Consider the following 26,684-nt stretch of genomic DNA (forward strand, 5'->3'; position numbering starts at 1 on the left):
AAATTTTTCAGGGGCCTCCCATGTCAGAGGCCCTTTTTTTTCATAAATTCGTTAATGCATATGCATATGCCTCTTCTCCAGCGACCTTTACGGCCAGCATCCTGCAAAGTACAATAAGAACAACTCATCGGTCTGGTGGATGCAATATTTCAAAGCATTCATCAAATTGATGATTAGGTCACAGGCAGGTATACAACTACAAATATAAGACGATTTGAATATAATCCAACGATAAAGGTGGGAGAAAAATGAATCTGCACGCATTGCGTGTTTTCGCGGAGGTGGCCAGTAAGGGGAGTGTGACCCGGGCCGCCGGCAATCTGCAGCTCAGCCAGCCCGCAGCTACCGCCCAGCTGCGGAATCTGGAGCAGGAGCTCGGGATGAAGCTGGTTGCCTCCAAGGGGCGCTCCATCCAATTGACGCCAGCTGGCGCGCGGCTGGCCGCCCGGGCACGGCAGCTATTTTCGCTGGAATATGAGATGGAGCGGGAAATGAACGCACTCAAAATCGGGCTGGAAGGCAGTCTCCGGATCTGCGCCACGGATCTTCCCGGCCGGACGGTGATTCCCGCCTGGATCGTCCGCTTCAAGCAGCAGTATCCGAAGGTGCATGTTCAGTTGACTCGAGGCAGTTCCCGCACCGCGATGGAGCGGCTGCTTGACCACACGGTAGACATTGCGCTCATCTGCGGCGAAGGCCCGAAGGATTCCGGCTTGGAATACGTCACGCTGCTGGAGGATGAGCTAATCTTCATCGCCCACCGGGACCACCCCTTGGCGGGCGCCGCCACTACGCTCCAGGAGCTGATGAAAACCACCTTTATTCTCCGGGAAGAAGGCAGCTATTCCCGCAGAAAGCTTCTATCCCTCTGCGACGCCTACGAAGTGCCGAAGCCGCGAACGGGGATCTGCATTGAAGGGATGCATGAAACAATTGAAGCTGTCAAAGCGGGATATGGCGTTTCTTTGGTGCCCTCGCTTGCGGTAGCCCGGGAGCTCAAATCCGGCGAGCTTGCGGAAGTGCGCGTTCCCGGGATGCGCGTCAAGGACCCGATCCGGCTGTACACCCGGATTGGCGAAGAGCCTTTGGCACCAGCGGCTAACTTTATGGCCATGATTGCTCCTCCGCTATCCCAGGTCGGATCATCAATCATCAATTAAATTGATGTTACTGCTTGATATATATATTGGATTTATACACTGAATCTCATTATGCTGAAAGTACAGCACGGTCTTGAAACCGCTGCAGAGGAGGCATAGATGAGATTTTTTGTGTTTCAGACCGATATCCCAAAGGAGGCACAACTTATGACATCAACACTGTTCACAGCATACCAAAGCACGGTAAAAGTCCGCCTGGAAGACATGAAACGCACCGCTGAAGCTGCCATCGGGCAGCTCGAGGATGCCGCCCTTTCTTGGACGCCTGAACCCGGTTCCAACAGCATCACCGTGATCGTCAAGCACATGAGCGGGAATATGATTTCCCGATGGACCGATATGTTTACCACCGACGGAGAGAAGCCGGACCGAAACCGCGATGCGGAGTTCATTCATGAAGAGCTTGACCGCGCAGCCCTGCTGGATCGCTGGGAATATGCCTGGAGCCTGTTCCTGGGACAACTCGCCGCGCTCCGGGAAGAGCAGCTGTTGACGGAAATCAAGATCAAGGGACAGTCCGTAACCGTCATCGAGGCCATTGAAAAAAGCCTGTACCATAACGCATACCATACCGGTCAAATCGTTTATATCGCCAAGCAGTACCGTAAGGATCGCTGGGTCAGCTTGTCTTAACGTCGACTGCTGCTCTCCAACATAGTAAAAACGAGGGATTCAGAAAACAATCTGAGTCCCTTTTTTATTTTGCGTAGGACTTGAAATGATTGCGAAAATAGTTCAATATAAAGATATTCGATTTAACGCAATCTATAGGCCTACCTTTTGTGATAAAACAGGATATGAACCAGGAGGGATCATTCAATGGAAATAGGAATCAGTACATTTGTCGAAACAACGCCGGATGTTGTAACCGGTGAGTTGATAAGCCATGCGCAGCGTATACGTGAAGTCGTTGAGGAAATAGTGCTTGCCGATAAAGTGGGGCTGGATATATATGGGGTGGGTGAGCACCATCGTCAGGACTATGCGGCCTCCTCCCCCGCCGTGGTGCTGGCTGCGGCTGCGTCACAGACGACACGCATCAGGCTCACAAGCGCGGTTACAGTGCTGTCCTCCGCCGATCCGGTGCGGGTGTTTCAGGATTTTGCCACACTGGACGGCATCTCCAACGGGCGGGCGGAGATTATGGCGGGCCGCGGCTCGTTTATCGAATCATTTCCGCTTTTCGGCTATGATCTGAATGATTACGACGAGCTGTTCGATGAGAAGCTGGAGCTGCTCCTGAAATTGCGGGAGTCCGAAAAAGTCACCTGGAAAGGCGGTCATCGCCCGGCGATCAACAATTTGGGTGTGTATCCGCGACCCGTACAGAATCCACTGCCGGTGTGGATTGGCAGCGGGGGCAATACAGAATCCGTTATCCGGGCAGGCCTGCTCGGCTTGCCGCTCGTGCTGGCGATCATCGGCGGCAGACCGGTTCAGTTTGCGCCGCTCGTGGAGCTGTATAAAAAAGCGGCTGCCCATGCCGGACATGATGCTTCCCTGCTGTCGGTGGCGTCCCACTCGCACGGATTTATTGCGGATGATCTGGAGACGGCTGTGGAGAAATTTTTCCCGCCCACCCAAGCGGTCATGAGCCAGCTTGGAAAGGAGCGGGGATGGGGCCCATATACCAGAGCTACCTATGATGCCGCACGCAGCCCCGAAGGAGCGCTGTATGTAGGAGACCCGGACACGGTGGCCCGCAAGATCATTGATCTGCGCAAGAACGTGGGCATTACTCGCTTTATGCTGCATGTTCCGCTCGGCACGATGCCCCATGAAGACGTAATGCGCGCAATTGAGCTGCTCGGAACCGAGGTAGCGCCGCGGGTACGGGAAGAAGTAGCTCAATGGGAAGCAGAGAATGGGATAAAATAACCCATGATGAAGCTGAATATAAGTTGAATATAAGGAACAAGAAAGCCTAAAAAAGCTATGCTCCCCTCATTAAGATTTGAGGGCATAGCTTTTTTTCGTGCTCCATAACATTCAGTGAAGACTTGAGCAGACTTATCTTCTCAATAGAACACCTTATGATGAAGAAGCTCGAGCGCACGTTCAATCTCTTTCAGTTCTTCCTCCGATACCTCTTTTATCCGCTCCGCAAATCGAGACTCGATACGTTCGAAGCTCTTGTGCATCATCGCTTCTCCTTTTTCAGAAAGACGGATCACCTGCTTGCGGCGGTCCTCCGTGTCGGTATGCTTCTCGCACAGCTGCTTTTCGCTTAACTTCCGCAGCTCACGGCTTGTATTTGGCATGGACATCTGTGTACATTCACTGATTTCACTGAGCGTCACGGGCTGGCTTACGACAAGGTATTCCAGAATTTTATATTGAACAGGCGTAATGGCCTCGGATTTCACATCTTTGGTCAGTTCCAGCTTTACTTCATGAACGGCGGTCGTGAAGGCCACAATTTTTTGAAAAAAAGAGCTTGTATCCATAGAATCACCTCTAGGTGACGATAGCAAAAAAATTATCAAAAAACAATTATCAATTGACAACTAAATGTGGAGATGATATCTTTCTGTTATCAAATGATAAGTAATTGGAGGATAAAAAATGAAGCTGTTGGTTATTTATACGCATCCCAATCATCAGAGCTTGAGTTATGCTTTTTTGCAGGAAGTCCTGCGTGGCTGTCGTGAGAATCCTCATATTGAAGAGGTCCAGGTGCTGGATTTATATGAGGAGCAGTTTGACCCTGCGCTGGTGTTCAATGAAACCAAACGCAGAAGGGATATGCACACTGACCCGGAATTGGCCAAGTACAGGGAACAGCTTACATGGGCCGATAAAATCGTGATGGTGTATCCGATCTGGTGGGGGCGGCCGCCGGCCATGCTGCTCGGATATATAGACCGGATGTTTGCGTCAGGCTTTGCATACAGGGATACAGGCGGACTTTTTCCGGAAGGGCTGTTAAAAGGGAAGTCGGCGGTTTGTATATCGGTGATGAAAGGTCCGGCAGGCTACCCCCTGTTATGGCTGAACAACGCCCACAAAATACTTATGAAACGGGCCTTGCTCAGCTATGTTGGTGTAAAAAAGGTGAAATTCTTTGAGTTTGGCAGCATGGAGAACCCAAAAGGCAGGCACAAAGAAAAGCTGGAAAAGGTCTATCGCTATTTTAAAGCCATAGACCATTAAGAACGACTAACTGAAGTATTTTAAACCAACAACAGATATAATGATGCCAAGTATGCACATGAGCCGGAGCCAGCTTTTCGATTCCTTGAAAAAGCACATGCCGACAATCGCGGCTCCGACGGTCCCGATACCGGTCCACACGGCATAGGCCGTAGCCAAAGGTATCGTTGTCATGGCATTGGAGAGCAGCATGAAGCTGAGTATAAAACCGGCGATCATGATGAGATTGTTGGTCCAGTTATTTTTTTTGGCAACCCGCTGTATCCCGATAACCCCTACGATTTCCAGCAGTCCCGCACCGATAAGCATCAGCCAATCCATCAGGCTTTCCCTCCTTTAGCCGTTAGCTTTAAGCCGATAATACAGACGAGCAGCAGCAGAATGAATCCAATCTTCAGCGGGCTGACGGCTTTGCCGGAAAGGGTGATCTCAACCACTGTCGTGCCAAGTGTCCCCATGCCTGCGAAAACAGCGTAAACCGTTCCTACCGGCAGAACCTTTGCCGCCATAATGATCAGCTCGAAGCTGGCAATCAGGGATGCAAGAACAATGATGCCGGGGATGCTCTCGTATTTAAAGCCGCTTGCCCAGACAATTTCAAGCAAGCCGCCAGTAATGACATAAATCCATGCTCTTGTTGAGCTAATCTGTTTTTCCTTTGCCATCAACGTTTTCCTCCTGTTCGTTTTCAAGGTACCAGTCCACAATGCTGTCTATATAATCCATGGTCTCCCGATCCATGCCGAACAATTTTGCCTCTTCATCCCTTTCGGGACGAATGAGTGCCCAGTATTTTTCAATCAACTGCTCGTCCTGCCCGAACCAATCCATTGAAATCTGAACGAACTGCCTGGCAAGCTCCCGAGAAATTGCAGATGATGGCGGTTCGTGAAGATGCTCTTTGGCTGCGCGGACCATTTTGGCCCATTGCATGGAGCGCGGGTCGTCAGAGCTTAAATCCGGAAGGCTGCGAATAATTTCAATTTCCCTAGTAGTAAAATGCCGGGTAAGGAAAGAGTCCCGAAAGTCCGGGGGTGTTTGAAGAGCCTGAATGAACAAAAAAATATCCTCCGGCTCGATTTCCCCCTTCATCTCCAGCGCGTATTTGGTCGTCTGCAGCAGCTTTTCCAATTCTTCAAGATGTGCCTTCTGTTTGGCAACCGCTTCGAGCTCAAAGTCGAGATAAGATTTCCACCTGAACTCCTGCTCGCTCTTTTCGGCAGCCAGAAGCTCCTTGATGGCGGAGAGAGTGAAGCCCAGCTCTTTCAAGGCAGTGATATGATGCAGTACCCTTAGTTCTTCATTTGAATAATACCGATAACCCGAATCGGCTACTTGGGCAGGCTTAAGCACTCCAACCTCATCGTAATAGCGCAGTGTGCTAATGGGGATTTTTGTTTTTTTGGACAGCTGGCCAATGGTGTACATGAGCAAATCTCCTTTCGGTTTCGATTATAGAGTCTCAAGTATACATGAGAGTCAAGGGGGCAAAAAAATAGCCGTGAAGCGTCAGCATCATGGCTATTCCGGATCATGCAGGTGACATAAGTCTGGCCTGTTATTTTACCCACAGTGACGGATTATTATATTTCTCGTCCAGCCTCTGGCTGAACCATCTTCCGTTAAGCACCTGAGAGACCAGGGCCTGTTTGCTTTCTGCAGAAATGGTATGGTCGTTATCCATAGCCTGCAGCACATCTTCATAGGTGAATTCCTTATTGGACATGTAGACAATGGCTCTGGCCTTGTTGGCGTCCAGCCTGAGAATGGATTGGCCCGCGGCGGCGTTCTCCTTCGTCCATGCTTTCCAGGTCACCAGGCCATCCCCGTTCGGGTTGCCGGTTTTCAGGAAATTTCCGATATATTTTTGAAAAATAACACTCAGTTGTTTGGCCCCTGCGGATCTATAGCCATCTCCGGCAAGATCCTTGTAGTTCTGATTCGCAGTATCCAGCAGTGGCATAAAAACACCATGGAATGAGCCGTATGCCGCCATGGCTTCACCGGCCACATATGGATCGCTGCCAAATTCAATTTCTACGCCATAAATATCGGCAGGATAGTGGGGCTTCATGGTCCGGGCGGATTCCTCTACATTGAACAGGCTGTACAGCTGGCCGCCGTACCGATTCACAAAATTGTATTCGGCCACTTTATCTGGATCGGTGTTAATCTCTCCGCTGGAGACGCTGTCTGCGAAATATCGGTCAGATCTGGCGAATAAGGAAAATTCCTGCTCACCCGTAAGCATAAGCAGAGGTACAGAGTTGTACACGGTGGTGTCAAAGCCCTCCTTGGGCAATACGACGCCGTCATTGTACAAATGGGGGAATACGCTCATCCGGATCGATGCATTGCCCATCAGTCCCGCCAGCTTCTCCGCCGGGATGCTGTATAAATAATTTTTCACATCAGAGCCCGGGGCCAGCAGCCAGCGATAAGCTTCCTCCTCCGTCTTCTTCTTCCCGTCCTGCACGGCCAGCGGGGCAATAGCCTTGGCAAATACCTTCGCGCTGTCCGTTTTATCCGCGATGGTCATACCTCCGCTGAAAGAGATGGCTTTATCGAACTTGTCTTTGAAAATAGGTGAAGCCAGCATGGCCATGACATCTCGTCCGCCAGCTGAGAACCCTGTGACCGTCACATTGCCGGTATCTCCGCCGAAATACCCGATATTTTCCTTGACCCAATCCAGCGACTTGGCGATATCCAGCAAAGCATAGTTTCCGGAATCCTCCAATGGGTCCCCGGTATTCAAAGCAGGCAGCGGGTTAAATCCCAATGGGCCAAGCCGGTAATTGACGGATACAAAAATCGCATCGATATCGTTAACCAGCGAATGACCCGCGATTTCGCCGGACCCGCCGCCCTGGTTATTTCCCCCGTGAATAAAGACCATGACGGGCAGGTTTTGCTTATGGTTGGCGGGGCGGTAAATATCCAGATTCAATGCGTTCTCCGACCCAATTGCGCCGCTCGGGCCTGCTTGAATGGCAACATTGCCATCCTTGGTGGCATCCAACACGTTTTTCCATGGTTTGGGATCTATTGGCTTTTTCCAGCGCTGCGCTCCAGATGTCGGGCCGCCATACGGTACGCCCTTCCAGATCAATGTGTTATTGGCCTCATCCTTGTAGCCTTTGACTTTGCCGAATTCGGTCTGCTGTATGATCTTCGGAGAAAAGGAGGCAGTGGCTTCCCCTTCACTGTTTTTATTGGCTGCTTGCGCCGTCTTGTAAACGCTTGCCAAAACCAGCACGATTAGCAAGCTTGCAATGAGAAAAGTAGACAACAAGGATCTTCCTTTCATCTTTATGCCTCCTTTTGTGACCGGCCAATCCGGATTCCGGATAGGAATCACGGATAAGCCAGAAACTTACATCAATGCACATGCATCAATATAGGTTATGACCAAAAGGTTACATACTATGTCTGATGGAGATGGGCGTTTCCCCAATGCTCGTGATAAATCAGGTCCTGCAAGCCTCTCCTTTTTTCCCAATTGGAGGTCTCCAATATCGGTTTCTCAGGATAATGGTCTGTATAACCGACAGATAACAAAGCGACCGGATCAATATGGGGAGGAATGTTCAAGATGTCCCGGATGTCGTTCTTTTTATAAAAACTGACCCATCCGAGCGCCAGACCTTCCACGCAGGCCGCAAGCCACATATTCTGGATGGCGCATGCCGTGGACATCACGTCGGTTTCCGGGATGGAGTTCCGGCCGAGCACATGGGAGCCGCCGCGTGTGGGATCACATGTTACACAGATCGTCAGCGGAGCCTGCATAATTCCTTCCACCTTCAGGCTGAGGAACTGCTCCTGCTTCTGGTCCTCATAATGAATGGCCAGCGCTCTTCTTTCTTTATCAGCCGCCCAGGCCAGGCGCGCCTTGGTCTCTTCGCCGGTCACCAGAATGAAATTCCACGGCTGCATGAAACCGACGGACGGGCCATGGTGGGCGGCATGCAGTATTTTAGGGATCAAGTCCTCCGGAACAGGCTTGTCCAAGAATGTCCGGATATCTCTGCGCGTGTAAATGACTTTGTACAATGCCTCTTTTTCCTGTTCACTAAACATATGGATTAGCTCCTTTGCAGATCAAGTTGCCATGGATACACCTTCATTAATTTGGAAATCATAGTCCGTGGAGGTGCTCACGAATGAATGTGTATATGGAAATTTTGATAAGAACCGTCGCTGCCCTTGTACTGCTTTTGTTCATCGCGAAGATTTTGGGCAAACAGACGATTTCAAATATGACCTTTCTCGATTTTGTAACAAGTATAACCGTGGGTTCCATTGCCGCCAACTTGTCTTTTAATGAGTCCATCAACTGGAGGCATTTTATACTGGCATTTACTGTGTTTACCCTGGCATCATTGCTGTTATCCGTGCTGGCACTGAAGAGCAGGAAATGGAGAAACCGGATTTCGGGGGCGCCTACAGTCATGATTGAGGATGGGAAGATTCTTGAAGATAATATGAGGAAAATGCGGTATACTCTCGATTCGCTCAACCAGGCCCTAAGGGAAAAGGATATCTTCAACGTCGATGAAGTCAAGTATGCAGTTCTAGAGGATAATGGGAAACTGTCTGTACTAAGAAAAGAAAAATACCAGCATGCGACCAAGCAAGACGTTATGCATGCACCGGCTGATGAGCATTTTCCCGTTGAGCTCATTATGGACGGACAGGTGATCGACAAAAATTTGCAAAAAAGCAACCTGACGAGAGAATGGCTTGAGCAGGAGCTGCAAAAGAAAGGAAAAAGCATATCCGATGTCTTTTATGCCGTGAGGGGCACGCGCCAGCAGCTTTTTTTTGATTACTATAAGGATCAAGTGAACAAGCCGATTGATAAGGAATAGATCAATCGGCTTTTTTTTGCCGGCAATATAACATTTCCGGGTGCTTATCCATCTAATCCTATAGAGGGCCCTCAAAAGGAGTTGAAACCCGTGCAGGATATGGAACTGGAAGTCAAGAAAGCACAGCGGGGAGATCGTGAAGCATTTATCCGGCTCTTCCGGAGGCTGGAGCCCGAGCTGTACGGCTTGGCGAAGTCCATTTTGAGACACGATGAAGATTGTGCGGATGCTTTTCAGGAAACGACACTTAAAGCTTATAAATCATTGGCTTCGCTGCGCCAGCCCAAGTATTTCAAAACCTGGGTGATCCGGATTTTAATAAATGAGTGCAACCAACTGCTCCGCAGCCGGGGCAGAACCATTGCCATGGCCGAGCCGCCTGAAGCACATCGGTCTCCTGTTTATTATGATGACAGCCACAAAATCGATTTGCATGAAGCGGTGAGCCAATTGGATGAGTCGCTTCGCATCGTCATTCATCTGTTTTATTTTCAGGATCTGCCTGTTAAACAGATCTCAAGTGCGCTGGATATCTCGGAAGGTGCAGTAAGGGCACGCCTGCATAGAGCCCGCTCGATTCTGATGGAACGGATACAGCGCACACGAAAGGAGGGATGGGCTTATGAAACCCGCTGATCTGGATGAAGAGCTCCGAAAGACAGGACAAGAGCTGCTGACCGAGGTACCGGATATGATCCGCAGACGCCAGGATGAGGTCTATGCTTCCTTGGCCGATCTCCCCATGCACACCCGGAGCGGTCGCAGCCCCCGTGCCAAAAAGATTCGCCGGGTTCTTGGGGCGGCTGCAGCAGCAGCCGTCATCGGAGTGGTAAGCAGCGCTTATATATCGCCTGTTATGGCAGAGACGCTTAAGAAAATCCCGGTCGTCGGCAGCATTTTCAAGCTGGCCAAAGACCTGGGGCTGCAGACGGCGGAGGAGCGCGGGCTGGTGGATCAGCCGAATGCCAGCGTCACACATGAAGGAGTAACGCTCAGCATCCCTCAGGTCGTCTATGACGGAATCCGTTTGTCCGTGGCCGTTAAGCGTGAGGGTGAAGGATTGGTCGGAGGGATCATGGATCATGAAACGGTAAGGGAAGGGAAAACCTCTAAAGATATTTATCCTCGGGGAACCATAACCGAGATGGAGACGTTTATAAACGGCACTTCGACCCGCGACTTCTCCACTGCAGGCCAGAGGATGAATTGGGTCGGCAAACCGACTTCCGATCCCAACGCGATGCTGTTTGAATGGAGTGATTTCTCCCACCTGGAGCAGCGGAAGGCCGTCTTGACCGACCAATTTCAATTAAAGGTCAAAGTTATGCTTGAAGGGATAGCTGAGCCGTTTGTCATGGAAATCCCTGTTCATAAAAATACGGAGCAAATCGTTGTGCCAACCAAGGAAACCAGACAGTGGGGCAGCCTCAAATTAACGCTGAAACAGCTTAAATTCACGCCAATCACCACGGCGCTCCAAATGGATATCGAGCAGACCGATCCATCAGAAATTGTTAATGATGAAAATGTGCTTTTCGAGATATGGGATGATCAGGGCCGGGAGTTGGGCTTGGTATTCGGAATGGGGATCTACACGGATAACAGTCAAAAACATCAGCGTGGAGAGCTGCTGTTTGACCGGTTTGAAGAGGCCCCTGGGTCCATTACACTCAAAGCGTTCCAGCCCGAGTTTAAGGTTCCTGGCGCGAAAGGCGGCCAATATAAACTCGACAGCAACGGGGAGATTGTCAAGACATACCTGAAGGACCTGGAAATCACGATTCCGGTCAATAAGGCCGACTTGGCAAAGCTCTATGACAGCCAGAAATAAACTATGTATCAAAACAAGGGGCCTTCCCGAAAGTCATCCAAAGATGGCTCAGGGAGGGCCCACTGTCTAGGGTTTAAGCTTTAGGAAGATCGCATTTGCGTCTCTTTTAGAACTTCAGATTTGGATTAGATCCATGTTTTGGGTTAGGTCCGTATTGATTGTCCCCGAATCGGCTGTCCTGCACCCAGAACACGATCAGAATAATGATGCCGACGATAGGAATCAGAAAGAGCAGCTGCCACCAGCCGCTTCTTCCGGTGTCATGTAGTCTGCGGGCGCCTACGGCCAAGTATGGCAGCAGAATGGCCAGGCCATAAATCGTGGTTAAGAACTGACCAATACCGAGCAAGGCTTGCAGCAGGCCAAGTACAATGGTAATGCCAAAGTTAACAAGATAGAACATCCAGAACTCTTCTCTTCTCGCTCTTCCCTGAAAGCCTACGTAATTTTTTAAAACCGATACATACCAGTTCATGATTTTCCTCCTGTAAAGTGTATATGTATGGTGGAAGGAGTATAAACCGCATCCACACCTTTAGTTATTATCGGAGAACCGCTTGCAAGTTTGAATCATACCGACGGCTTAAAAATTCCGGCTGGCGTTTACGCGTTCAAGCAAATTTGCTCGAAAAAGAGCAACTTAAGTCATATTACGCACGTGATCCCCTTGGATATAATTGCAGGATGTGCAAGAAACCATATTTAAGATGGGGAGGAACCTGAAAGTGACTTGGGAGACGAAGTATAAGTCCCTTGAACTGCAAAAGCCGCAAGTTTATGAATTGGAGGGGCTTGAGGTCGGAGTGACCTCAAATTGCAATTTCAAATGCGATTATTGTTGTGCTTACCAACGGAACGACGGACAGATCATCAGCGGCAGCGAGGTGATCCGGATTATCGATGATATCCCTACTTTGAAGCGTGTGCGATTGTCAGGCGGCGAAGTGACCCTCAAGTATGAGGATTGTCTTGAAATTGTAGCCCATTGTACATCAAGGGGGATTGCCACCCAGTTGAACACCAATGCAAGCCTGCTGAACGCCGAGCGGATTGAGCGGCTGCGCGATGCCGGACTCACGAACATCCATATCTCATTTAATTTTACAAATGCTGAGCAATTCGCTGCTTATTACCGCATTCACCCTCGCATCTACGAGAAAATCACGGAGAATATCCGCTTATGCACGGAAGCCAAGCTGGAAACGGTGCTGGAAACTCTGCTTTTTGCGGAAACCCAGAACAATATGAGGGAGATTAGTGATAAAGTATATGAGCTTGGTGTGCGTATTCATGAAATTCAGAACAGCATTGTCATGAATCACAGCAGCTGGAACGCCATTGCCTCCAGAGAAGCGTTAATCCGGTCGGTTCAGGAGCTAATTGCATGTAAAAGGGATGACACGGTGCTTTACTTTACCTGTATGGACCGGTTTGCGGAAGCGCTGGGGTTCAGGGAGCAGTCTGGTGTTTATTTTTCACACTGTGTGGATGGCAAAAAGCAGCTTCACCTGCACGGGAATGGCAACATTCTGATTTGCGAGCTGTGCCACCCGGTCGTCATCGGCAACATTTACGAAGGGACCGTATTAAAAGATATTTACACTCACAAGCCCGAGCTGCTACAACAGTTTCTGGCGAAGCTTCCCTGCCCTGCGTACGATGCGCTTTTTCCCTCAGATTTAAGGCAAGAACGGTAAGGGGTACACAAAAAAGGGCTGCCGGATGCTGTGAGCCGTACTAATTTGGATAATTATTGCCTATATATCTTAGAGGACGGGTGTACATGCATGGGATTACCAGGTTTTTACTTTGGTGATGGTTTAGTCTATGATAAAGTTGAAAAAAAATGACTTTGTAGGGGGATTATCTTGATAGGACGCAGTGGCAATCCGACATTGAGCGATAACACTTTTGACCGCTTTGATTCTGCACATGACCCGATGACGATTGGCGGTACGGTAAACAAGGCGTTTATGACCCTTGCCTTGCTTATAGCGGCAGCCATCGTATCCTGGACGATGTATTTCAACGGCTACAACGTAGGAGGCTTGGCTATTGGCGGCGCTGTAGCGGGTTTTATTCTGGCGCTCATCATCAGTTTTAAACCTACAGCCGCCCCGTACCTGGTTCCGGTCTATGCAGTGGCTGAAGGACTATTCCTGGGTGCGCTCTCTGCAACCTACGAAACGCTCTATTATGGCATTACCATGCAGGCGGCCTTGATTACCATCAGTGTATTCATCGCTCTGCTGATCGCGTACAAAACACGTGTGATCCGGGCAACGGAGAATTTCAAGCTCGGCATATTTGCCGCTACGGCGGGCATAGCCATCGTGTATCTGTTGAGCTTTATCCTTGGTTTGTTCGGGATCACGGTCCCTTACCTGCATGATAACAGCCTGATCGGGATTGGAATTTCTGTGGTCATCGTCATTATTGCCGCATTGAATTTTGTACTGGACTTTGATTTTATCGAGAGCGGGGCACAGCAAGGGGCACCGAAATATATGGAGTGGTACGGAGCCTTCGGCCTGATGGTCACGCTCGTATGGCTGTACGTGGAGATTATCCGCTTGCTGGCCAAGCTGCGCAGCCGGGATTAACAGTATAGGCAATATATTAGGGAGGTCGCCTTGCAGGCGGCCTTTTTTGCTGTGGACAGAGCTTCGTCAGCGTTTATGTATGCGGAACGGTTAACGTAAAAAGCCAGCTGCGAAAGCTGGCCTGTCTGGTTCGGTTATGTAATCTTTTTTATGCCCCGCCCTTATGGTCGATAGCTTGGTAAAGCGACGGCGTTTGTACAGTAAAAGTAAATAACAGGCTAACCGCGGTTACGAGCAAGACGATTGTTTTTTGGTATTTCAACTATGTTTCGGAATCCGCATATCCCCTGAAATACTCAAACAATCGTACACGTTTAACCATGTTGCTATCATAGTTTATTGTAGCCGATTTTGCCAAACTATTATTAATATGCTTGCTTTCGCCACAGCTCCCTTACCGCAAATGATGAAAGCCATATAGTCTTAACCTTTTCTCCACTGCCCTAACTGTTCAAGATACTTCTGCAGCTGATCCTTGGGAATACTTCTGACCGCTTTCAAGCGCTTATGCGCCACTGTAAAAGCCAAATCCCGTGTCCTTTTCTCAATCGTAAGCACATGTACGATACGGAGGACATCAACGATTTCATTCGTGACCCGAAAAACAATCCGGATTCCCGCGCTTCGGAGCTTGATTTCTCTACAGCCCGCAAGCTTGGTATGACCGTGATTACTTAATTTTTTACCGACTTCATCTGCACGATATATAAGTTCGCCAATAGCTTTGTCGACCTCTTCCAGAACAGAACCATCCAGCCGGTTATATTCTTTCTCCGCTGCTTCGTGCAAGCGAACATCAAACCGTTCCTCCATTCAGTTTTTTGAAGTCCTGCGGATTTCTTTCCAGGATTTTGCGGATGCTGGATTCCGTTCAAGGCTTTCAATACGCTCGAGCAAAATGCGCTCTTCCTCTTGTTCCTCCAGTTGGGTTAGACGGTCATAGAGTTGTTCAAACATCTTGTAGCCGATCAGTACCGTTTCAACGGTACCGTTATCCGTAATATATTGCGGAAGCTGCTGTGCTTTTTTGCGCAGCTCCCCAAATTTTTTGGAGGCTTCGGAGGAACTGATCATTTGGTCCACATCAAACTTAGGTTTCGCCATGGTTTCCATCCCTATCTTCTCCTTTGATTTGGTATATAGTATTCCGTTTGCCTCTTTAAGTATACCACGTCTGTCATTACTTCCGTATAATTTTACGTATTTTTATCCGTGAAATCATACTTCATTCCCTATACGATGGCTATTCAATCTGGAAATTAGTTGTTCAAATGCTTTTCTGGTTGCATTACGGAGGTCGCCTTTCAGGCGGCCTTTTTGCTGTGCAGTGAATCTCTTCGGGAAATGTCCGTTCCGGGCGGGTCTGGCCGTGCGACAAATGTCACAGCAGGGGAAAACCGTACGTCATATAATCCGGTTAACTAACTGATAATCATTATCACTTGCTGGGGTGGGAGCTATGAAGCTGGTCGAAACGAATATAAATGCAGCAGTGCGGGTGGTCGACATCGGATGCAGCAATCAGCGCATATGCAGACGGCTCAACGATCTGGGTATTCTCGAAGGGAGCGTGGTAAGCATTACACAACGCCTGCCCTTCGGGGGGCCGCTAACCTTGGAGACAGGCGGTCAATACATCGCCATACGCCGTAAAGAAGCGCTTCAGATTGCGGTGGAGGCTGTATGACGGATATCGTCCTGGCTGGCAATCCGAATACGGGGAAAAGCTCATTGTTTAATATGTTAACAGGCTCTTATGAATATGTGGGGAATTGGGCTGGCGTTACGGTTGAAAAGAAGGTAGGTCAGCTGAAATCCGGCGGCGGACGTCTGATCGATATGCCGGGCCTGTACTCCTTGAATCCTCTGTCACGCGATGAGGAGGTGGCGTCACGCTTTTTGCTGCATGAATCCTTTGAGCTAATTCTGAATGTAGTCGACGCCTCGCAGTTGGAGCGGAATCTGAATTTAACGATTCAGCTATTGGAGTACGGCAAGCCGGTAGTCATCGGTCTGAACATGATGGATGTGGCGGAAAGACAGGGCCTGCAGATCGACCCTGCCAGACTGTCGCAGCTGCTGAACACGCCGGTAATCCCCATCGTGGCCAGAAGCGGCCGGGGATGTGAACAGGTGCTGAAGGAATTGGACGTCAGTCCGCTCATGAAATTAACACAGCCGTATGCTCTTTCCTATGGCGAACTGTTGGAAGGGGCAGTCTCCAGGCTGATCGATAAAATTGCGGAGGATATGATTTCACCCCGCTGGCTGGCTATACAGTTTTTTGAAGGCAATTCGGTGGTGCATGAAGCGTTGGCCGCACGGATGGATGCTCACTGGCTGGATGAGTTGTATAAAAGCACAGAGGAAGCCATTCGGGAGGCAGAAGGGACCAAACGGCTGTCACAGTATATCCGCAAGCAGCGCGGTCAGCATATTCAGGCGCTTCTGCGGGAGTGCTGTGCCCGTTCGCGGCAGGCAGGGACCACCTTTACAGAACGGATTGATAAAATTGTTACGGACAAGGTGCTGGGGATTCCCATTTTTCTGCTGTTTATGTATCTGACTTTCAAGCTGACATTTGAATGGCTGGGGAGTCCGTTGTCGGATGGGGTGGATGCCTTCATCAACGGTCCGTTAAAAGCAGGGGCAGACCGGCTGCTGGAGGGATTGGGGGCCGCTGATTTTATTCGGTCGCTGGTGATTGACGGTATTTTTGCCGGCGTGGGCGGGGTGCTGGTGTTTATTCCGCAAATTTTTATTTTATTCTTTATCATTTCTTTTATTGAGGATTCGGGTTATATGGCACGGATTGCCTGCGTGATGGATCGCCTGATGGAGGCTGTGGGACTGAATGGAAAAGCGTTTATTCCCATGATTATCGGCTTTGGCTGCAACGTGCCGGGCATCATGGCCGCCAGAACAATCGAACAGCCCAAGGAGCGGCTGCTTGCCATTATATTAACACCTCTGATGTCCTGTTCCGCCAGACTATCGGTGTACAGTCTATTTGTCGGTATGTTCTTTCAAACCCATCAGGCACTTGTGGTGTTGTCCTTATACGTGCTGGGGATTATGATGGCCCTATTGCTGGCCAAGCTGTTCTCTGCGACGCTATTGAAGCGGCAGGAGTCCATGTTTATGGTGGAGTTGCCGCCTTACCGGATTCCGCAGTGGAAGTCGTTGTCGCGAAGCACCTGGGAAAAGGGAAAAGGATTTGTGCGGAAGGCGGGTACCCTGATTTTTGGCGGGTCGGTTGTCATTTGGCTGTTAACCTATACGGGGCCGTCCGGCATCGGTGTTCAGATGGATCAGAGTTTTTTGGCCATCATCGGCGCTGGGGTGGGCTGGCTGCTCACTCCGCTCGGATTTGGCACCTGGCAGGCGGGAGCCTCACTGCTTACGGGATTTCTGGCCAAGGAGGTCGTTGTCTCTTCCATGAACATTATTTATGTTACGCCTGATACAGCCGCTCTGCAGGGACTGCTCGCAGGGCAGTTTACAGCTCTTCAGTCTTATTCGTTCATGGCATTTGTTCTGCTCTATGTGCCGTGCCTGGCTACCATAGGCGTCATCCGGAAAGAAACGATGTCGGCTCGCTGGACATGGTTTTCCGTACTGTACGGCCTGATCATTGCCTACGGTATTTCATTGGCCATTGTATATGTGGGAAGAATGTTGGGTTATAGCTGAACAAATCTCGTTAAGGGAGAGGGAAGTGGTACAGTGTTGGTGAGCATTGTCATCGGTATCCTGGTTTTCGGGTATGCAGGCTGGACCATCGCTGCTTATGTCCGTAGAACGAAAGCAGGCAAATGCGCCGGCTGCAGCCTGTCCGATTCGTGCGGGGCTTCCCAGTGCAGTCCTGCACCACGGCCGGAGGCAAAATACGGCGAGCATGGACTGTCAGAGGGAGAGCAATCAAAAATTTAAAATTATCTTGGAAAGGAATCCGGATTGCGATTGTGGCTCGGGTTCTTTTTTTGCTTTCAAAAGCGGGCAATCGTGAAATAGAATTGATATTGTGATAATGCAAACCGATAACATCACAAACAAAAGGCAGTGATAATAGAACAGCAAGCTTCAGTATCGAGCGGCAAACATGAGTTGGGGTGACAACTAAAGAAATGGGCAATATGAAATCATGGTTGGAGATTCTGAGCGTATCCGCCAAGCTGGGCCTGACCTCCTTTGGAGGTCCTGTCGCTCACCTGGGCTATTTTTATAACGAGTATGTCCGGCGCAGAAAATGGATGGATGAACAGAGCTATGCCGATCTGGTGGCACTGTGCCAATTTTTGCCCGGCCCTGCAAGCAGTCAGGTGGGAATAGGCATCGGCTGGCTCCGGGGCGGCTGGCTCGGGGCGCTTGCTGCCTGGATCGGCTTTACACTGCCTTCGGCCGTGGCCATGGCGCTGTTCGCTTATCTGCTACAGGGTACGGATATGATGAATGACGGCTGGATTCACGGGCTGAAGCTGGTGGCGGTGGCGATTGTTGCCCAGGCCGTATTGGGGATGGGACAAAAGCTGGCGCCTGACCGAAGCAGAGCGACCGTTGCCGTTCTGGCTGCGGTGATAGTTCTGCTCTGGCCTACGGCTTTAAGTCAGCTGATTGTTGTAGTTGCCGCCGGAATTGCAGGATTAGTGCTGTACCGCAGTACGAACGCGACGATCATTGCAGCGGCGCAAACGACTGTCAGCCGCAAGGCTGGCGCTGCCTGTCTCCTCATTTTTGCTGCGTTCTTGTTCCTGCTGCCGCTGCTTCGAGAGGCGTTCCCGTCTTTCCGGCTTGCTTTGTTCGATAGCTTTTACAGAGCGGGCTCGCTGGTGTTTGGCGGTGGACATGTCGTGCTGCCCTTGCTGGAAAGGGAGACCGTGCCGTCAGGCTGGCTCAGCGGCGAGCAGTTTCTGGCCGGTTATGGAGCCGCCCAGGCCGTTCCCGGTCCGCTGTTTACGTTCGCCGCCTATATCGGGGCGGCTGCTGACGGATGGCAGGGAGCATTGGTCGCTACTGTCGCGATCTTTCTACCCGCATTTTTGCTCGTAGCCGGCGCATTGCCTTTCTGGACGCTCATCCGCAGTCTGCCCCGAGCGCAGGGAGCGCTATCGGGTGTAAATGCCGCCGTAGTTGGGATATTGCTCGCTGCGCTCTATGATCCGATCTGGACGAGTTCCGTCCGGGGAGCGCTGGATTTTGCAATAGCAGCCATCCTCTTCGTCATGCTGATTTTCTGGAAGCTGCCGCCCTGGGTTGTGGTTATCGCCGGAGCAATCGCGGGTGCTTTGATTTATTAGCATAAGTAGAATTTTAAACGAACAGCAGTCCGATACCCTTGAGGGATCGGCCTGTCACTGTATTCATAACGGCACCTCGGAAAGGTTGAATGTTAAAAAGCCAGCTGCGGAAGCTGGCCTGTCTGATTCGATTATGTTACTTTTTTATGCCCCGCCCTTATGGTCCATAACTTGGTAAGGCGACGGCGTTTGTACAGGGGTCGTAAGTAAAAGGCTAACGACGGTTACGAGCAAGACGATTGTTTTTTTATTTTGGTACACCCCTGTAAAAAGTTATTGGTATTTCAAATATGTTTCGGAATCCGCATATTCCCTGAAATACTCAAATAACTCTACGCGTTTAAACATGTTGCTATCATAGTTTATTGTAGCTGATTTTGCTAAACTATTTAATAAATATTTAAATCCAGCTTGAACCTCGCCTTTTCGCAAGTAGTATTCAGATAATTCATCAAGTAAGCGTGTAAGTCGTTCTGTGTTTAGACTCTTATGGTGAATCCCCGGTATGTTTTCTGTTTCTAACAACAACAGAATCTCCGGGCTGAAATGCTCGAAAGTTTCATCAACATTAATGTGAAACCGGTTCGCCAATTCAGCGATGTTAAGCAAGGACAGGAGAATGTCATCCCTTTGAGTATCAATATATGCTATATATTCCGACAGTACGCTCAAATCTCCGGAAAACAATTTAGTGACATACATATTCGTTTTTGCCCATTCCAGAAAAAGATCTTTCCAGCGCAAAGCCTCTGTATCGTTTTCCTTAACCCAGCTCAAATCCGTATAATTTAAAATAAATTGCAGAGCCTGCCCATATTCTCCAAGCTCATGACACATCTCACCACGAAGCAAATCACTGAATGCAATATACACAAACAACGGTCTGCTCAGTTTGGAATAAAGGTCTTCCCCACTCCTCTTTCTCCGGGTCTCTGCAAAGTAATGCCTTCTTGCTCTGTTTCCCATCATTTCAGCAAATTTATCCATTTTGTCCCATTTTCGCAGGGAACGGTAGACGTTCGCCAGATCCTTGAGCGCATCTAATTGCATTACCTCGTCCAAGCGCTCCACGTACGGCTCAAATTGGGCGGCGACCTGTAAATTTTGCGCCTGATCTTCACCTAATCGGATCGTAAACAAGCGGTATTGGCAGAGGGCCAGACGTTCGGAATGCTGGGAGTGCTCCGTGATGGCCACACTTTCGTAAAGAATGGCTGCGGCTTCTTTTTTTCCTTCCCGCAGCAGCTCTTCCGCCGCATCAAACAGCACGGGACAATATACGATGTTATCCAGCAGCCAACCGGTGGCGTACCTAATGCAATCCAGCTTGTTCAATTCGGCACATCTGAATATAAAGGGTCTGAGACGTCTCCAGTTCGGCTGGGTTGCATCCATATTATCTTGTTGTATGTATAATTCGTAAAAATGGCCCTCGGGAAGCCCCATCAGTGAGGTGATCCGGTCAAGCTGATTCACCGACATGATTCTGCCACCAGTGAAGATCGAGCTGAGAGTCCCTACATTCAGTCCCGTTTTGCGTCCTAAATCGCTAAGTGAAAGCTGTTCACGCTCCATAAATTTTTCGACTTCCGAGCGTATGGTGGTGATGTTGCTCATATGAAACCACTCCTTCATAAGTTGACATGTTCAGTAAATCCTGATGTCAAACTCAGCTCACTTCGATATCGCATCCCTTCACCAAACAAACTGAGGATATTTTACCTGTCTGAATCAGTATACTGCTTTTTGGTAGGGATGTGTATATTTTTCAGGCACTTTTTTAAGAGAAATCTGCCCGAAATATCGTAATTAAGTTGCGGAATATCGGGCCATGCAAAAATGTTCACATATTCAATTCCCCCTGGTTTGTAGATAACGGAATCATTATACTATTTTTTCCATGTAATAGTTTGCGGCTTGATTTCATAGAATAGAGCAAATACAACTTTGAGGAAGAAGTGAATTGCTATGGGTTTGATTTACGCAGTTGCAACAACCAAGGGCGGTGTAGGGAAAACAAGCTTTGTCAGCAACCTAGGCGCAGCCGTGGCTCGAACGCAGCCTCATGCTCGCGTGCTGCTCGTGGACACAGACCCCAAAGGGAATTTAGCCATCGCCTTCGGGAAGTCTCCTGTAGAATTTACGCTCACCATTTATGATGTGCTCGCTGGAGAGGTCCCTATCCAGGACGTCAAAGTTCCGCTTATCGACGGGCTCGATCTCATCCCCGCCAATCAGAGGATGTTCAACTTTCCTTTTGCCGCTTCCCCCAATCCGCTGGATTTGCTGAAAGGTATGATCGAGGAGGTTCGGGAACAGTACGATTTTATTTTTATCGATATCCCTTCGGATATTGGGATGCTCACGAGCAATGTTCTAGGGGCTGCCGATCGGATCATCATCCCATTCGAGCCGGAGTTGTTTGCGGTAGCTGCGTTGGTTCAGATGACTGATATCATTCTGAATTTTCAGAAAAACTATCGCCCGGAACTGATCATCGATGGCGTCGTGGCCATGAAGGTGGACGAAGTCACCGGACTAAACGCGGAAATGTTGCCGTTAGTGCGTGAATACTGCGGTGCTAAGGGGTTTGGAAATATCGATATACCCGATTTTTATGAAACATTAAAAAAGCTCCAGTTTCATGTTCAACAAGGGCATTTCCCTGACACGAACAAATCTTTCACACCTTCAAAAAGTAATTTTGAATATCAAAATGCAGTTCATGATTTATTGAAGCATCTACTGAATTTTATCGAAACTTCTGAAGAGTGTTCTTCTGATGAAACAAGAGAAGAGGAAAAGAAGCAGCAGTTATATGAACTGTTTTCTCAAACTCGGGAGAGGATAAATCGTAGTCTAGATTCCTTATACGATGTCCTGTCGGATGCTATTCAAACTGGAAATTAGTCCGAACTCATTACGCTCGTCTTTTCAATACAACGAATAGAAAGATGGGAGGGAATTGGGTAAAATAGAAGGTAAGAGCGCAAGGGGGTGTAGCAAATGAGCAATGAGGAAACGATTTTAACGAAGGAAGGACTTGCGAAGCTGGAAGAGGAGCTTCGTGAGCTCAAGGGCACCAAACGAAGAGAGCTCGCCGAACGGCTGAAGGTTGCCATCAGTTACGGGGATCTGAAGGAGAACAGCGAATATCATTCCGCCAAGGAAGATCAGGCTTTTATGGAGACCCGGATTTTGCAGCTGGAACGGATGCTGAAGACGGCCCGCGTGGTAGAGGCCGATCAAATGAACCTGGAAACGGTCAGCGTGGGTTCGGTTGCGGTGCTGAACGATATTGAGTTCAGCGAGAAGATCGAGTACCGGGTTGTAGGGCCGGCAGAATCGAATGTGGAAGAAAACACCATTTCATATGAAAGCCCGCTCGGCAAAGAGCTGCTTGGCAAAAAAGTCGGTGACATCATCAGTGTGGATGCCCCGGTCGGCGTTTTGAAGTACGAGCTGCTGGAGATTAAAGCTTAACAAAACAGGCGAAACGGCCATCTACCTTACGGACAGCGGGTAGATGGCTTTTTGCGTCAGCCCAATATATCCTGAAGTGCGCTGTCAAGCCGCTCGAAGCGGAAGGCGTACCCCTCATTCAGCAGCCTTTCGGGCAGGACCCAGCGGCTTTTCAGAATCAGCTCCGTTTCGGTGCGAATCAGAATTGCGCCAAGCTCTAGCATCCAGCGGGGAGAAGGAAGTCCTATGCGTTGATGCATCGTTTCCCGAAGCTGCTGCATCAGCTCGCGGTTTGTAACGGGATAGGGCGAGGAGGCGTTAAAAATACCGTCCAGATCAGGCCTGCTCTGCAAAAAACGAATGATGCCGAACAGATCGTCAACATGAATCCAGCTAAATTTCTGCCGTCCAGAGCCTTGGGAGCCTCCGAGGCCGAAGCGCACCAGATTTTTGTAAGGGCCCATGACGCCGCCCTTGCCCAGCACGATGGCGATTCTTAACGCGGCCTGGCGTGTCCGTGGCAGCTTGAAGGAGAAGAAGGCCTGCTCCCATTCCCGCGCCACGTCAACGGAGAAGCCTGTGCCGATCTCCCCGCCCTGCTCTGTCATGGGGCGGTCCTCCGCATGCCTGTAGATCGTTGCGGTACTTGAATTGATCCATAACGCAGGGGGATTGTTACACGCGAGCAGTGCTTCACCGAGTATGCGGGTCGTCCGGGTCCGGGAGTTTAAAATCTCTGCTTTATTGGTGCTGTTATACCGGCAGTTCACCGACTTTCCTGCCAAGTTGACCAGTAGTTCGGCGTCCTCCAGGGATGAAATGATGCGCGCTTGATCTGTCCATGGAATATGCCCGGGCTGTCTGGAAATGATTTCGACAGTGTATCCGAGCTGAGTGAATTGTTCTTCAAGGTAACGCCCGATGAAGCCTGTACCGCCGGCTAAAACAACCTTACGTGTCATGAAATCAACTCGCTTCCAAATTGGATGGATTTGGGCGTACATCATGAGTATACTACATTTCTGACGGCAGGCTGCACAGGAACTGGGGTAAAGTGTAGTTTTATTGATTTAAATTACTCTACGGCGATTGTTGCAGACATTGGGGAATTTATGAACCCCAATCTCTGATTTTTGTCACAAATAAAGCGAAATCATCCATGTGTTTCTCTATAATAGCCTGGACGATATCGACTCGTATGCTTCTGTAATCATGTACGGCAATATTGCGGAAGCCAACCATGGCCTTCAAGTTACGGTTAAGCGATTCGTCAATCACTCCATTTTCCATCAGTAGATCAAAAGCATCCCGGCTGGTTTGAGGGATTCCCCATTTATTTTCTGAAACAAGATGCATGGCCAGATCGATGCATGCCTCACAGGCTCGCTGCAAGTTCAGAATAATGGAATCTTGCTTGGTATAGTTCAGGAGATTATCCATTTTTCCATCGTATTCTTCCTTGATTCGTCTCATACATCTGTTGATGGTTTCCGATTTGTTAGCCACTATATCTCGGTTCATTTCTTCACCCTCTCCGGTAGCTCTCCATGATTTCTTTTCGCTCGTCGTTAAGCAGGACATATTCCTTCAAAGCCCGCATAAATGCCGTCTGACGTACATAAGGCTTCGAATCATGCAGTACCTCGCCTGTTCCAATAATCTGGGCCTTAAAAACAGAGGAGGCTTGAGGAAAATAAATCAGGTCTACTTCACGTTTGACAAGATCGGCCAATTCTGATGAAGCCATAAATAATTCATAAGGGGAAGGGGCTGGGATATCGGATATAAAAGCAATATCCACATCGCTGTCTTGACGCATTTCTCCCCTGGCAGCCGATCCGAATAAAATCACAGTATAAGCATTGAAACGCTCACTCAAATAATCGGTTATGGCTGATTTTTGCCTTGGTTCGAGTCCCGGATAAGGCATGACACACCATCCATTCAATAAATCATATTTGGGCGACTCCTTCAAGTGATACCCTTACCATGAGCGTATCCAAAAACGTGCAGAAATACAAGCAAGCCGTTCGATGCTTAATTTCCCCTTCAATATATGGAGTGCATTATGTGCAGCGCTTACATTTTTGCGGATTGAAGTTGCAAAAAGTTACACTAAACTTTTGTAAATTGAAAACCTATAATCAAAGTCAAGAAAGGGGTTACATTTCATGAAGGAGCGTACACAGCGAATATTTGCAAGATTTTTAAGAGTGAATACACCGTTGACTTTTGAGGATTTGAGCAAAGAATTCCGTATTAGTGAACGTACTTTACGAAACGAACTGGTGCTGATTAATGAATACTTGGCTGAGCATCATTATCCAATGGTGACTACCACAAGAGGTAAAGGAATGAAATTAATCCTGCCTGCTCAAGAATCTGAAAAGTTGTTGGCGCAAGTCGGTGGCAGTTGGGAAAAAGGTTATTATCGGCCAGATGAACGTTTTCTTGCATTGCTTTTGGATATCGCGGATTCCACAAAAACTACACTGCTATATGAAATGGAAGAGAAGTTGCAGGTATCCAAAAGTACGTTGGATGAGGATATGCGTAAACTTCGTCAATATTTAAATCCATATGCCATTTCAGTAGTGAGTTTAACGAAGCAAGGTATTGTATTGGAAGGGGATGAGCGGTCCATACGATCTATGCTGTATGGTGTGATTCATAGTATGACAGATATTGATCATCTCATGCGGGACGGAGATCCAGATGCTGTAAATAAATTTGTCCTGGATTATTTGGATAAAAGTGTATTGCAGGTACTTGGGGCACAGTATGATGAAGTCTTGAAAAAGTCCAGAGTGGAGATTAATCATGTGTATCGCAATCAGATCATTCTGTTCTTAGGTATATGGGTAAGACGCATGCAAGAAGGAAATACCGTTAGTGAATTTGCAAAAGTAAGAGCAGCGATCGAGAATGGCCCGGTAAGAAATTTTGTAGATGCGATTTGTGCGGATTTTTCATTATACCCTTCGTTAAATGAAATTAAATATATTACTTTCACCATCGAATCGTTCAATCCCAAAGATATGAATAATTCATTGGATTGGGTTGCAGCACAATTATTAGCTATTCAATTAATAGAGCATGTCGAGAAAGTAACGGGAATTCCTTTTTCTCAGGAAGAAGGAGACTTGTATGAAGGCTTATATAAGCACATCACCGGGTTGTTAAGCAGAGCAAAGAATGATTTACAGGCATGTAACCCTTTAAAAGATACAATTAAAGAGTCTTATGCAGTCATGTATGATGCAGTTGCTTGCTTTAGTAAGCGAATAGAGGAATATACAAAGAAAGCATTATCGGAAGATGAGATCGGCTTCCTGACCGTATATTTTTCCACTTCAGCTAGCCGGATGAACGAGGAAGAACAGTATGTGTATCAGGCGGTTGTGGTCTGTAATCATGGGATTTCAACAGGAAAGCTGCTGGCTGCGAATTTAAAAAGGCAATTTAATATCGAGATTGTAGCGGTTTTGAGCTCGTATGAATTGGCCTTTATTGACAAGTTGGATGTAGATTTAATCTTCACTTCAATACCGATTGAATATCCCCAAAAACCGGTTTTATTACTGAATCCGATTTTAAGGGAAAGTGATAAAAAAGAATTGAAAGCGTTTTTATTTGAGAATGAGGACAAAAAAAGAATGGTTTCCAACAAATTGGATGCCACAAAGCTGATGCAGGATGTGCTGGCGTTGATTGTAGAAAGCGGCGGTACGATAACACAGGAAAGCTATCAGAAAGTAGAAGAAACTTTTAAAAAACATGATTTGAAAATTAATACAAGGGAGATACAGCCGATGCTTCAGGATGTTTTAAAGGGTTCTAATATTCTACTAAATCAAGAAGGGAAGGACTGGAAGGAGGTAATAACAAAGGTTGCGCTGCCTCTGGTCAAAGAGGAGGTCATTGAAGAGCGATATATCAACGCCATGATCAAGTCTGTTGAAGAATTTGGGCCCTATATCGTGGTAGGGAAGCATTTAGCTTTAGCACACGCGCGGCCGGAAGATGGGGTGAATAAATTAGGCCTCAGTGTCATGACATTAAAGGAGCCAGTGAATTTCGGCCATCCGGATAATGATCCTGTGAAAATTGTCTTTTGCTTAGCCGCAGTGAATTCTCATTCGCATATCAAAGTGATGAAAAGTCTGGTTGAGTTAATTGATGATACTGAAAAATTAGATAAGTTATTTGTTGCCAAAGATGTGAGGACATTTAATCAGGCGTTGCATGGGGATACCCCCATTCATGATATATAGTAACCAAAATAAATCGAATAAAGGGGAGAG

Annotated in this window: 29 protein-coding genes; 16 read left to right on the top strand and 13 right to left on the bottom strand. The window is 48.4% G+C overall.

Going from position 1 to position 26,684, the window contains the following annotated elements:
* The first annotated feature begins 248 nt into the window (after positions 1–248).
* From ACI1P2_RS11230 to ACI1P2_RS11240, 3 genes are all read left to right on the top strand, one after another.
* The gene (locus tag ACI1P2_RS11230) at positions 249–1,160 is read left to right on the top strand and encodes a LysR family transcriptional regulator (RefSeq protein WP_355319731.1); all 912 of its coding nucleotides are present in this window, start codon (positions 249–251) and stop codon (positions 1,158–1,160) included.
* Between the two features lie 147 nt (positions 1,161–1,307).
* On the top strand, positions 1,308–1,793 hold the full coding sequence (locus tag ACI1P2_RS11235; protein WP_355319732.1) for a DinB family protein: 486 nt from the start codon (positions 1,308–1,310) through the stop codon (positions 1,791–1,793).
* A gap of 186 nt (positions 1,794–1,979) precedes the next feature.
* Positions 1,980–3,038, top strand: coding sequence for an LLM class flavin-dependent oxidoreductase (locus ACI1P2_RS11240; RefSeq protein ID WP_355319734.1), 1,059 nt, complete (start codon positions 1,980–1,982; stop codon positions 3,036–3,038).
* 140 nt (positions 3,039–3,178) lie between these two features.
* Here ACI1P2_RS11240 and ACI1P2_RS11245 read toward each other — a convergent pair whose 3' ends face one another.
* The gene (locus ACI1P2_RS11245; protein WP_355319736.1) at positions 3,179–3,607 is read right to left on the bottom strand and encodes a MarR family winged helix-turn-helix transcriptional regulator; all 429 of its coding nucleotides are present in this window, start codon (positions 3,605–3,607) and stop codon (positions 3,179–3,181) included.
* Positions 3,608–3,725: 118 nt separating this feature from the next.
* Here ACI1P2_RS11245 and ACI1P2_RS11250 point away from each other — a divergent pair, with 118 nt between their 5' ends.
* A complete protein-coding gene (locus ACI1P2_RS11250; RefSeq protein ID WP_355319738.1) occupies positions 3,726–4,313 on the top strand; it encodes an NAD(P)H-dependent oxidoreductase in 588 nt (195 codons plus the stop codon).
* A 6-nt stretch (positions 4,314–4,319) separates the two neighbouring features.
* Here ACI1P2_RS11250 and ACI1P2_RS11255 read toward each other — a convergent pair whose 3' ends face one another.
* From ACI1P2_RS11255 to bluB, 5 genes are all read right to left on the bottom strand, one after another.
* Positions 4,320–4,634 (bottom strand): DMT family transporter, encoded by a 315-nt coding sequence (locus ACI1P2_RS11255; protein ID WP_355319740.1) that lies wholly within the window; start codon positions 4,632–4,634, stop codon positions 4,320–4,322.
* The gene (locus ACI1P2_RS11260; RefSeq protein WP_355319742.1) at positions 4,634–4,978 is read right to left on the bottom strand and encodes a DMT family transporter; all 345 of its coding nucleotides are present in this window, start codon (positions 4,976–4,978) and stop codon (positions 4,634–4,636) included. The genes ACI1P2_RS11255 and ACI1P2_RS11260 overlap by 1 nt, the downstream gene beginning before the upstream one ends.
* Positions 4,956–5,741, bottom strand: coding sequence for a MerR family transcriptional regulator (locus tag ACI1P2_RS11265; protein WP_355319743.1), 786 nt, complete (start codon positions 5,739–5,741; stop codon positions 4,956–4,958). Before ACI1P2_RS11265 ends, ACI1P2_RS11260 begins: the two co-directional genes overlap by 23 nt.
* 130 nt (positions 5,742–5,871) lie before the next feature.
* Positions 5,872–7,623, bottom strand: a complete 1,752-nt coding sequence (locus tag ACI1P2_RS11270) for a carboxylesterase family protein (protein ID WP_355319745.1) — start codon at positions 7,621–7,623, stop codon at positions 5,872–5,874.
* Between the two features lie 116 nt (positions 7,624–7,739).
* A complete protein-coding gene (bluB, locus tag ACI1P2_RS11275) occupies positions 7,740–8,396 on the bottom strand; it encodes a 5,6-dimethylbenzimidazole synthase (protein ID WP_355319747.1) in 657 nt (218 codons plus the stop codon).
* An 83-nt stretch (positions 8,397–8,479) separates the two neighbouring features.
* Here bluB and ACI1P2_RS11280 point away from each other — a divergent pair, with 83 nt between their 5' ends.
* The 3 genes from ACI1P2_RS11280 (at position 8,480) to ACI1P2_RS11290 (ending at position 11,018) form a co-directional block, all read left to right on the top strand.
* The gene (locus ACI1P2_RS11280) at positions 8,480–9,187 is read left to right on the top strand and encodes a DUF421 domain-containing protein (protein WP_355319749.1); all 708 of its coding nucleotides are present in this window, start codon (positions 8,480–8,482) and stop codon (positions 9,185–9,187) included.
* Between the two features lie 99 nt (positions 9,188–9,286).
* A complete protein-coding gene (locus ACI1P2_RS11285; protein ID WP_355319832.1) occupies positions 9,287–9,823 on the top strand; it encodes a sigma-70 family RNA polymerase sigma factor in 537 nt (178 codons plus the stop codon).
* On the top strand, positions 9,810–11,018 hold the full coding sequence (locus tag ACI1P2_RS11290) for a DUF4179 domain-containing protein (RefSeq protein ID WP_355319750.1): 1,209 nt from the start codon (positions 9,810–9,812) through the stop codon (positions 11,016–11,018). Before ACI1P2_RS11285 ends, ACI1P2_RS11290 begins: the two co-directional genes overlap by 14 nt.
* Before the next feature lie 106 nt (positions 11,019–11,124).
* On the opposite strand, the gene ACI1P2_RS11295 is transcribed toward ACI1P2_RS11290, so the two are convergent.
* Positions 11,125–11,493, bottom strand: a complete 369-nt coding sequence (locus ACI1P2_RS11295; RefSeq protein WP_355319752.1) for a DUF805 domain-containing protein — start codon at positions 11,491–11,493, stop codon at positions 11,125–11,127.
* A gap of 232 nt (positions 11,494–11,725) precedes the next feature.
* Between ACI1P2_RS11295 and ACI1P2_RS11300 the strand changes: the two genes are divergently transcribed.
* Together ACI1P2_RS11300 and ACI1P2_RS11305 are read left to right on the top strand one after the other, a co-directional pair.
* Positions 11,726–12,715 carry a radical SAM protein gene (locus ACI1P2_RS11300; RefSeq protein WP_408976199.1) on the top strand — a complete coding sequence of 330 codons (990 nt, stop codon included), beginning with the start codon at positions 11,726–11,728 and terminating at the stop codon, positions 12,713–12,715.
* Between the two features lie 171 nt (positions 12,716–12,886).
* Positions 12,887–13,621: a Bax inhibitor-1/YccA family protein gene (locus ACI1P2_RS11305; RefSeq protein ID WP_355319755.1), complete on the top strand. Its 735-nt coding sequence runs from the start codon at positions 12,887–12,889 to the stop codon at positions 13,619–13,621.
* 423 nt (positions 13,622–14,044) lie between these two features.
* Here ACI1P2_RS11305 and ACI1P2_RS11310 read toward each other — a convergent pair whose 3' ends face one another.
* Both ACI1P2_RS11310 and ACI1P2_RS11315 read right to left on the bottom strand, forming a co-directional pair.
* Positions 14,045–14,434, bottom strand: a complete 390-nt coding sequence (locus tag ACI1P2_RS11310; RefSeq protein ID WP_355319757.1) for a type II toxin-antitoxin system RelE family toxin — start codon at positions 14,432–14,434, stop codon at positions 14,045–14,047.
* Positions 14,435–14,734, bottom strand: coding sequence for a type II toxin-antitoxin system Phd/YefM family antitoxin (locus ACI1P2_RS11315; protein ID WP_355319759.1), 300 nt, complete (start codon positions 14,732–14,734; stop codon positions 14,435–14,437). It abuts the gene before it with no gap.
* Between the two features lie 346 nt (positions 14,735–15,080).
* On the opposite strand from ACI1P2_RS11315, the gene ACI1P2_RS11320 reads away from it, so the two are divergent.
* From ACI1P2_RS11320 to chrA, 4 genes are all read left to right on the top strand, one after another.
* Positions 15,081–15,308: a FeoA family protein gene (locus tag ACI1P2_RS11320; protein ID WP_355319760.1), complete on the top strand. Its 228-nt coding sequence runs from the start codon at positions 15,081–15,083 to the stop codon at positions 15,306–15,308.
* Complete coding sequence (gene feoB / locus ACI1P2_RS11325) at positions 15,305–17,314, top strand: ferrous iron transport protein B (RefSeq protein WP_355319762.1); 2,010 nt, start codon at positions 15,305–15,307, stop codon at positions 17,312–17,314. Before ACI1P2_RS11320 ends, feoB begins: the two co-directional genes overlap by 4 nt.
* Before the next feature lie 33 nt (positions 17,315–17,347).
* A complete protein-coding gene (locus ACI1P2_RS11330; protein ID WP_355319764.1) occupies positions 17,348–17,554 on the top strand; it encodes a FeoB-associated Cys-rich membrane protein in 207 nt (68 codons plus the stop codon).
* Positions 17,555–17,757: 203 nt separating this feature from the next.
* Entirely contained in the window at positions 17,758–18,918 is a 1,161-nt protein-coding gene (chrA, locus tag ACI1P2_RS11335) for a chromate efflux transporter (protein WP_355319765.1), read from the top strand.
* Between the two features lie 273 nt (positions 18,919–19,191).
* On the opposite strand, the gene ACI1P2_RS11340 is transcribed toward chrA, so the two are convergent.
* Positions 19,192–20,535 (bottom strand): helix-turn-helix domain-containing protein, encoded by a 1,344-nt coding sequence (locus ACI1P2_RS11340; RefSeq protein ID WP_355319767.1) that lies wholly within the window; start codon positions 20,533–20,535, stop codon positions 19,192–19,194.
* 351 nt (positions 20,536–20,886) lie between these two features.
* Between ACI1P2_RS11340 and ACI1P2_RS11345 the strand changes: the two genes are divergently transcribed.
* A complete protein-coding gene (locus tag ACI1P2_RS11345) occupies positions 20,887–21,828 on the top strand; it encodes a ParA family protein (protein ID WP_355319769.1) in 942 nt (313 codons plus the stop codon).
* Positions 21,829–21,924: 96 nt separating this feature from the next.
* The gene (greA, locus tag ACI1P2_RS11350) at positions 21,925–22,401 is read left to right on the top strand and encodes a transcription elongation factor GreA (RefSeq protein ID WP_355319770.1); all 477 of its coding nucleotides are present in this window, start codon (positions 21,925–21,927) and stop codon (positions 22,399–22,401) included.
* 56 nt (positions 22,402–22,457) lie between these two features.
* Here the strand turns inward: greA and ACI1P2_RS11355 are convergent, their stop codons facing one another.
* From ACI1P2_RS11355 to mntA, 3 genes are all read right to left on the bottom strand, one after another.
* Complete coding sequence (locus ACI1P2_RS11355; protein ID WP_355319772.1) at positions 22,458–23,342, bottom strand: TIGR01777 family oxidoreductase; 885 nt, start codon at positions 23,340–23,342, stop codon at positions 22,458–22,460.
* Between the two features lie 148 nt (positions 23,343–23,490).
* Positions 23,491–23,901 (bottom strand): type VII toxin-antitoxin system HepT family RNase toxin, encoded by a 411-nt coding sequence (gene hepT / locus ACI1P2_RS11360; protein WP_355319774.1) that lies wholly within the window; start codon positions 23,899–23,901, stop codon positions 23,491–23,493.
* Between the two features lie 4 nt (positions 23,902–23,905).
* Positions 23,906–24,310: a type VII toxin-antitoxin system MntA family adenylyltransferase antitoxin gene (gene mntA / locus ACI1P2_RS11365; RefSeq protein ID WP_355319776.1), complete on the bottom strand. Its 405-nt coding sequence runs from the start codon at positions 24,308–24,310 to the stop codon at positions 23,906–23,908.
* 241 nt (positions 24,311–24,551) lie between these two features.
* Between mntA and ACI1P2_RS11370 the strand changes: the two genes are divergently transcribed.
* The gene (locus tag ACI1P2_RS11370; protein ID WP_355319778.1) at positions 24,552–26,654 is read left to right on the top strand and encodes a BglG family transcription antiterminator; all 2,103 of its coding nucleotides are present in this window, start codon (positions 24,552–24,554) and stop codon (positions 26,652–26,654) included.
* Positions 26,655–26,684: the final 30 nt, after the last annotated feature.

Source organism: Paenibacillus jiangxiensis, assembly GCF_046098255.1.
Classification (GTDB): domain Bacteria; phylum Bacillota; class Bacilli; order Paenibacillales; family Paenibacillaceae; genus Paenibacillus; species Paenibacillus jiagnxiensis.

Excerpts from the sequence above, each read along its gene's own strand:
- ACI1P2_RS11230 (WP_355319731.1), top strand. The coding sequence starts at position 249 with ATGAATCTGCACGCATTGCGTGTTTTCGCGGAGGTGGCCAGTAAGGGG.
- ACI1P2_RS11235 (WP_355319732.1), top strand. The coding sequence starts at position 1,308 with ATGACATCAACACTGTTCACAGCATACCAAAGCACGGTAAAAGTCCGC.
- ACI1P2_RS11240 (WP_355319734.1), top strand. The coding sequence starts at position 1,980 with ATGGAAATAGGAATCAGTACATTTGTCGAAACAACGCCGGATGTTGTA.
- ACI1P2_RS11245 (WP_355319736.1), bottom strand. The coding sequence starts at position 3,607 with ATGGATACAAGCTCTTTTTTTCAAAAAATTGTGGCCTTCACGACCGCC.
- ACI1P2_RS11250 (WP_355319738.1), top strand. The coding sequence starts at position 3,726 with ATGAAGCTGTTGGTTATTTATACGCATCCCAATCATCAGAGCTTGAGT.
- ACI1P2_RS11255 (WP_355319740.1), bottom strand. The coding sequence starts at position 4,634 with ATGGATTGGCTGATGCTTATCGGTGCGGGACTGCTGGAAATCGTAGGG.
- ACI1P2_RS11260 (WP_355319742.1), bottom strand. The coding sequence starts at position 4,978 with ATGGCAAAGGAAAAACAGATTAGCTCAACAAGAGCATGGATTTATGTC.
- ACI1P2_RS11265 (WP_355319743.1), bottom strand. The coding sequence starts at position 5,741 with ATGTACACCATTGGCCAGCTGTCCAAAAAAACAAAAATCCCCATTAGC.
- ACI1P2_RS11270 (WP_355319745.1), bottom strand. The coding sequence starts at position 7,623 with ATGAAAGGAAGATCCTTGTTGTCTACTTTTCTCATTGCAAGCTTGCTA.
- bluB (WP_355319747.1), bottom strand. The coding sequence starts at position 8,396 with ATGTTTAGTGAACAGGAAAAAGAGGCATTGTACAAAGTCATTTACACG.
- ACI1P2_RS11280 (WP_355319749.1), top strand. The coding sequence starts at position 8,480 with ATGAATGTGTATATGGAAATTTTGATAAGAACCGTCGCTGCCCTTGTA.
- ACI1P2_RS11285 (WP_355319832.1), top strand. The coding sequence starts at position 9,287 with ATGGAACTGGAAGTCAAGAAAGCACAGCGGGGAGATCGTGAAGCATTT.
- ACI1P2_RS11290 (WP_355319750.1), top strand. The coding sequence starts at position 9,810 with ATGAAACCCGCTGATCTGGATGAAGAGCTCCGAAAGACAGGACAAGAG.
- ACI1P2_RS11295 (WP_355319752.1), bottom strand. The coding sequence starts at position 11,493 with ATGAACTGGTATGTATCGGTTTTAAAAAATTACGTAGGCTTTCAGGGA.
- ACI1P2_RS11300 (WP_408976199.1), top strand. The coding sequence starts at position 11,726 with ATGGGGAGGAACCTGAAAGTGACTTGGGAGACGAAGTATAAGTCCCTT.
- ACI1P2_RS11310 (WP_355319757.1), bottom strand. The coding sequence starts at position 14,434 with ATGGAGGAACGGTTTGATGTTCGCTTGCACGAAGCAGCGGAGAAAGAA.
- ACI1P2_RS11315 (WP_355319759.1), bottom strand. The coding sequence starts at position 14,734 with ATGGAAACCATGGCGAAACCTAAGTTTGATGTGGACCAAATGATCAGT.
- ACI1P2_RS11320 (WP_355319760.1), top strand. The coding sequence starts at position 15,081 with ATGAAGCTGGTCGAAACGAATATAAATGCAGCAGTGCGGGTGGTCGAC.
- feoB (WP_355319762.1), top strand. The coding sequence starts at position 15,305 with ATGACGGATATCGTCCTGGCTGGCAATCCGAATACGGGGAAAAGCTCA.
- chrA (WP_355319765.1), top strand. The coding sequence starts at position 17,758 with ATGAAATCATGGTTGGAGATTCTGAGCGTATCCGCCAAGCTGGGCCTG.
- ACI1P2_RS11340 (WP_355319767.1), bottom strand. The coding sequence starts at position 20,535 with ATGAGCAACATCACCACCATACGCTCGGAAGTCGAAAAATTTATGGAG.
- ACI1P2_RS11345 (WP_355319769.1), top strand. The coding sequence starts at position 20,887 with ATGGGTTTGATTTACGCAGTTGCAACAACCAAGGGCGGTGTAGGGAAA.
- greA (WP_355319770.1), top strand. The coding sequence starts at position 21,925 with ATGAGCAATGAGGAAACGATTTTAACGAAGGAAGGACTTGCGAAGCTG.
- ACI1P2_RS11355 (WP_355319772.1), bottom strand. The coding sequence starts at position 23,342 with ATGACACGTAAGGTTGTTTTAGCCGGCGGTACAGGCTTCATCGGGCGT.
- hepT (WP_355319774.1), bottom strand. The coding sequence starts at position 23,901 with ATGAACCGAGATATAGTGGCTAACAAATCGGAAACCATCAACAGATGT.
- mntA (WP_355319776.1), bottom strand. The coding sequence starts at position 24,310 with ATGCCTTATCCGGGACTCGAACCAAGGCAAAAATCAGCCATAACCGAT.
- ACI1P2_RS11370 (WP_355319778.1), top strand. The coding sequence starts at position 24,552 with ATGAAGGAGCGTACACAGCGAATATTTGCAAGATTTTTAAGAGTGAAT.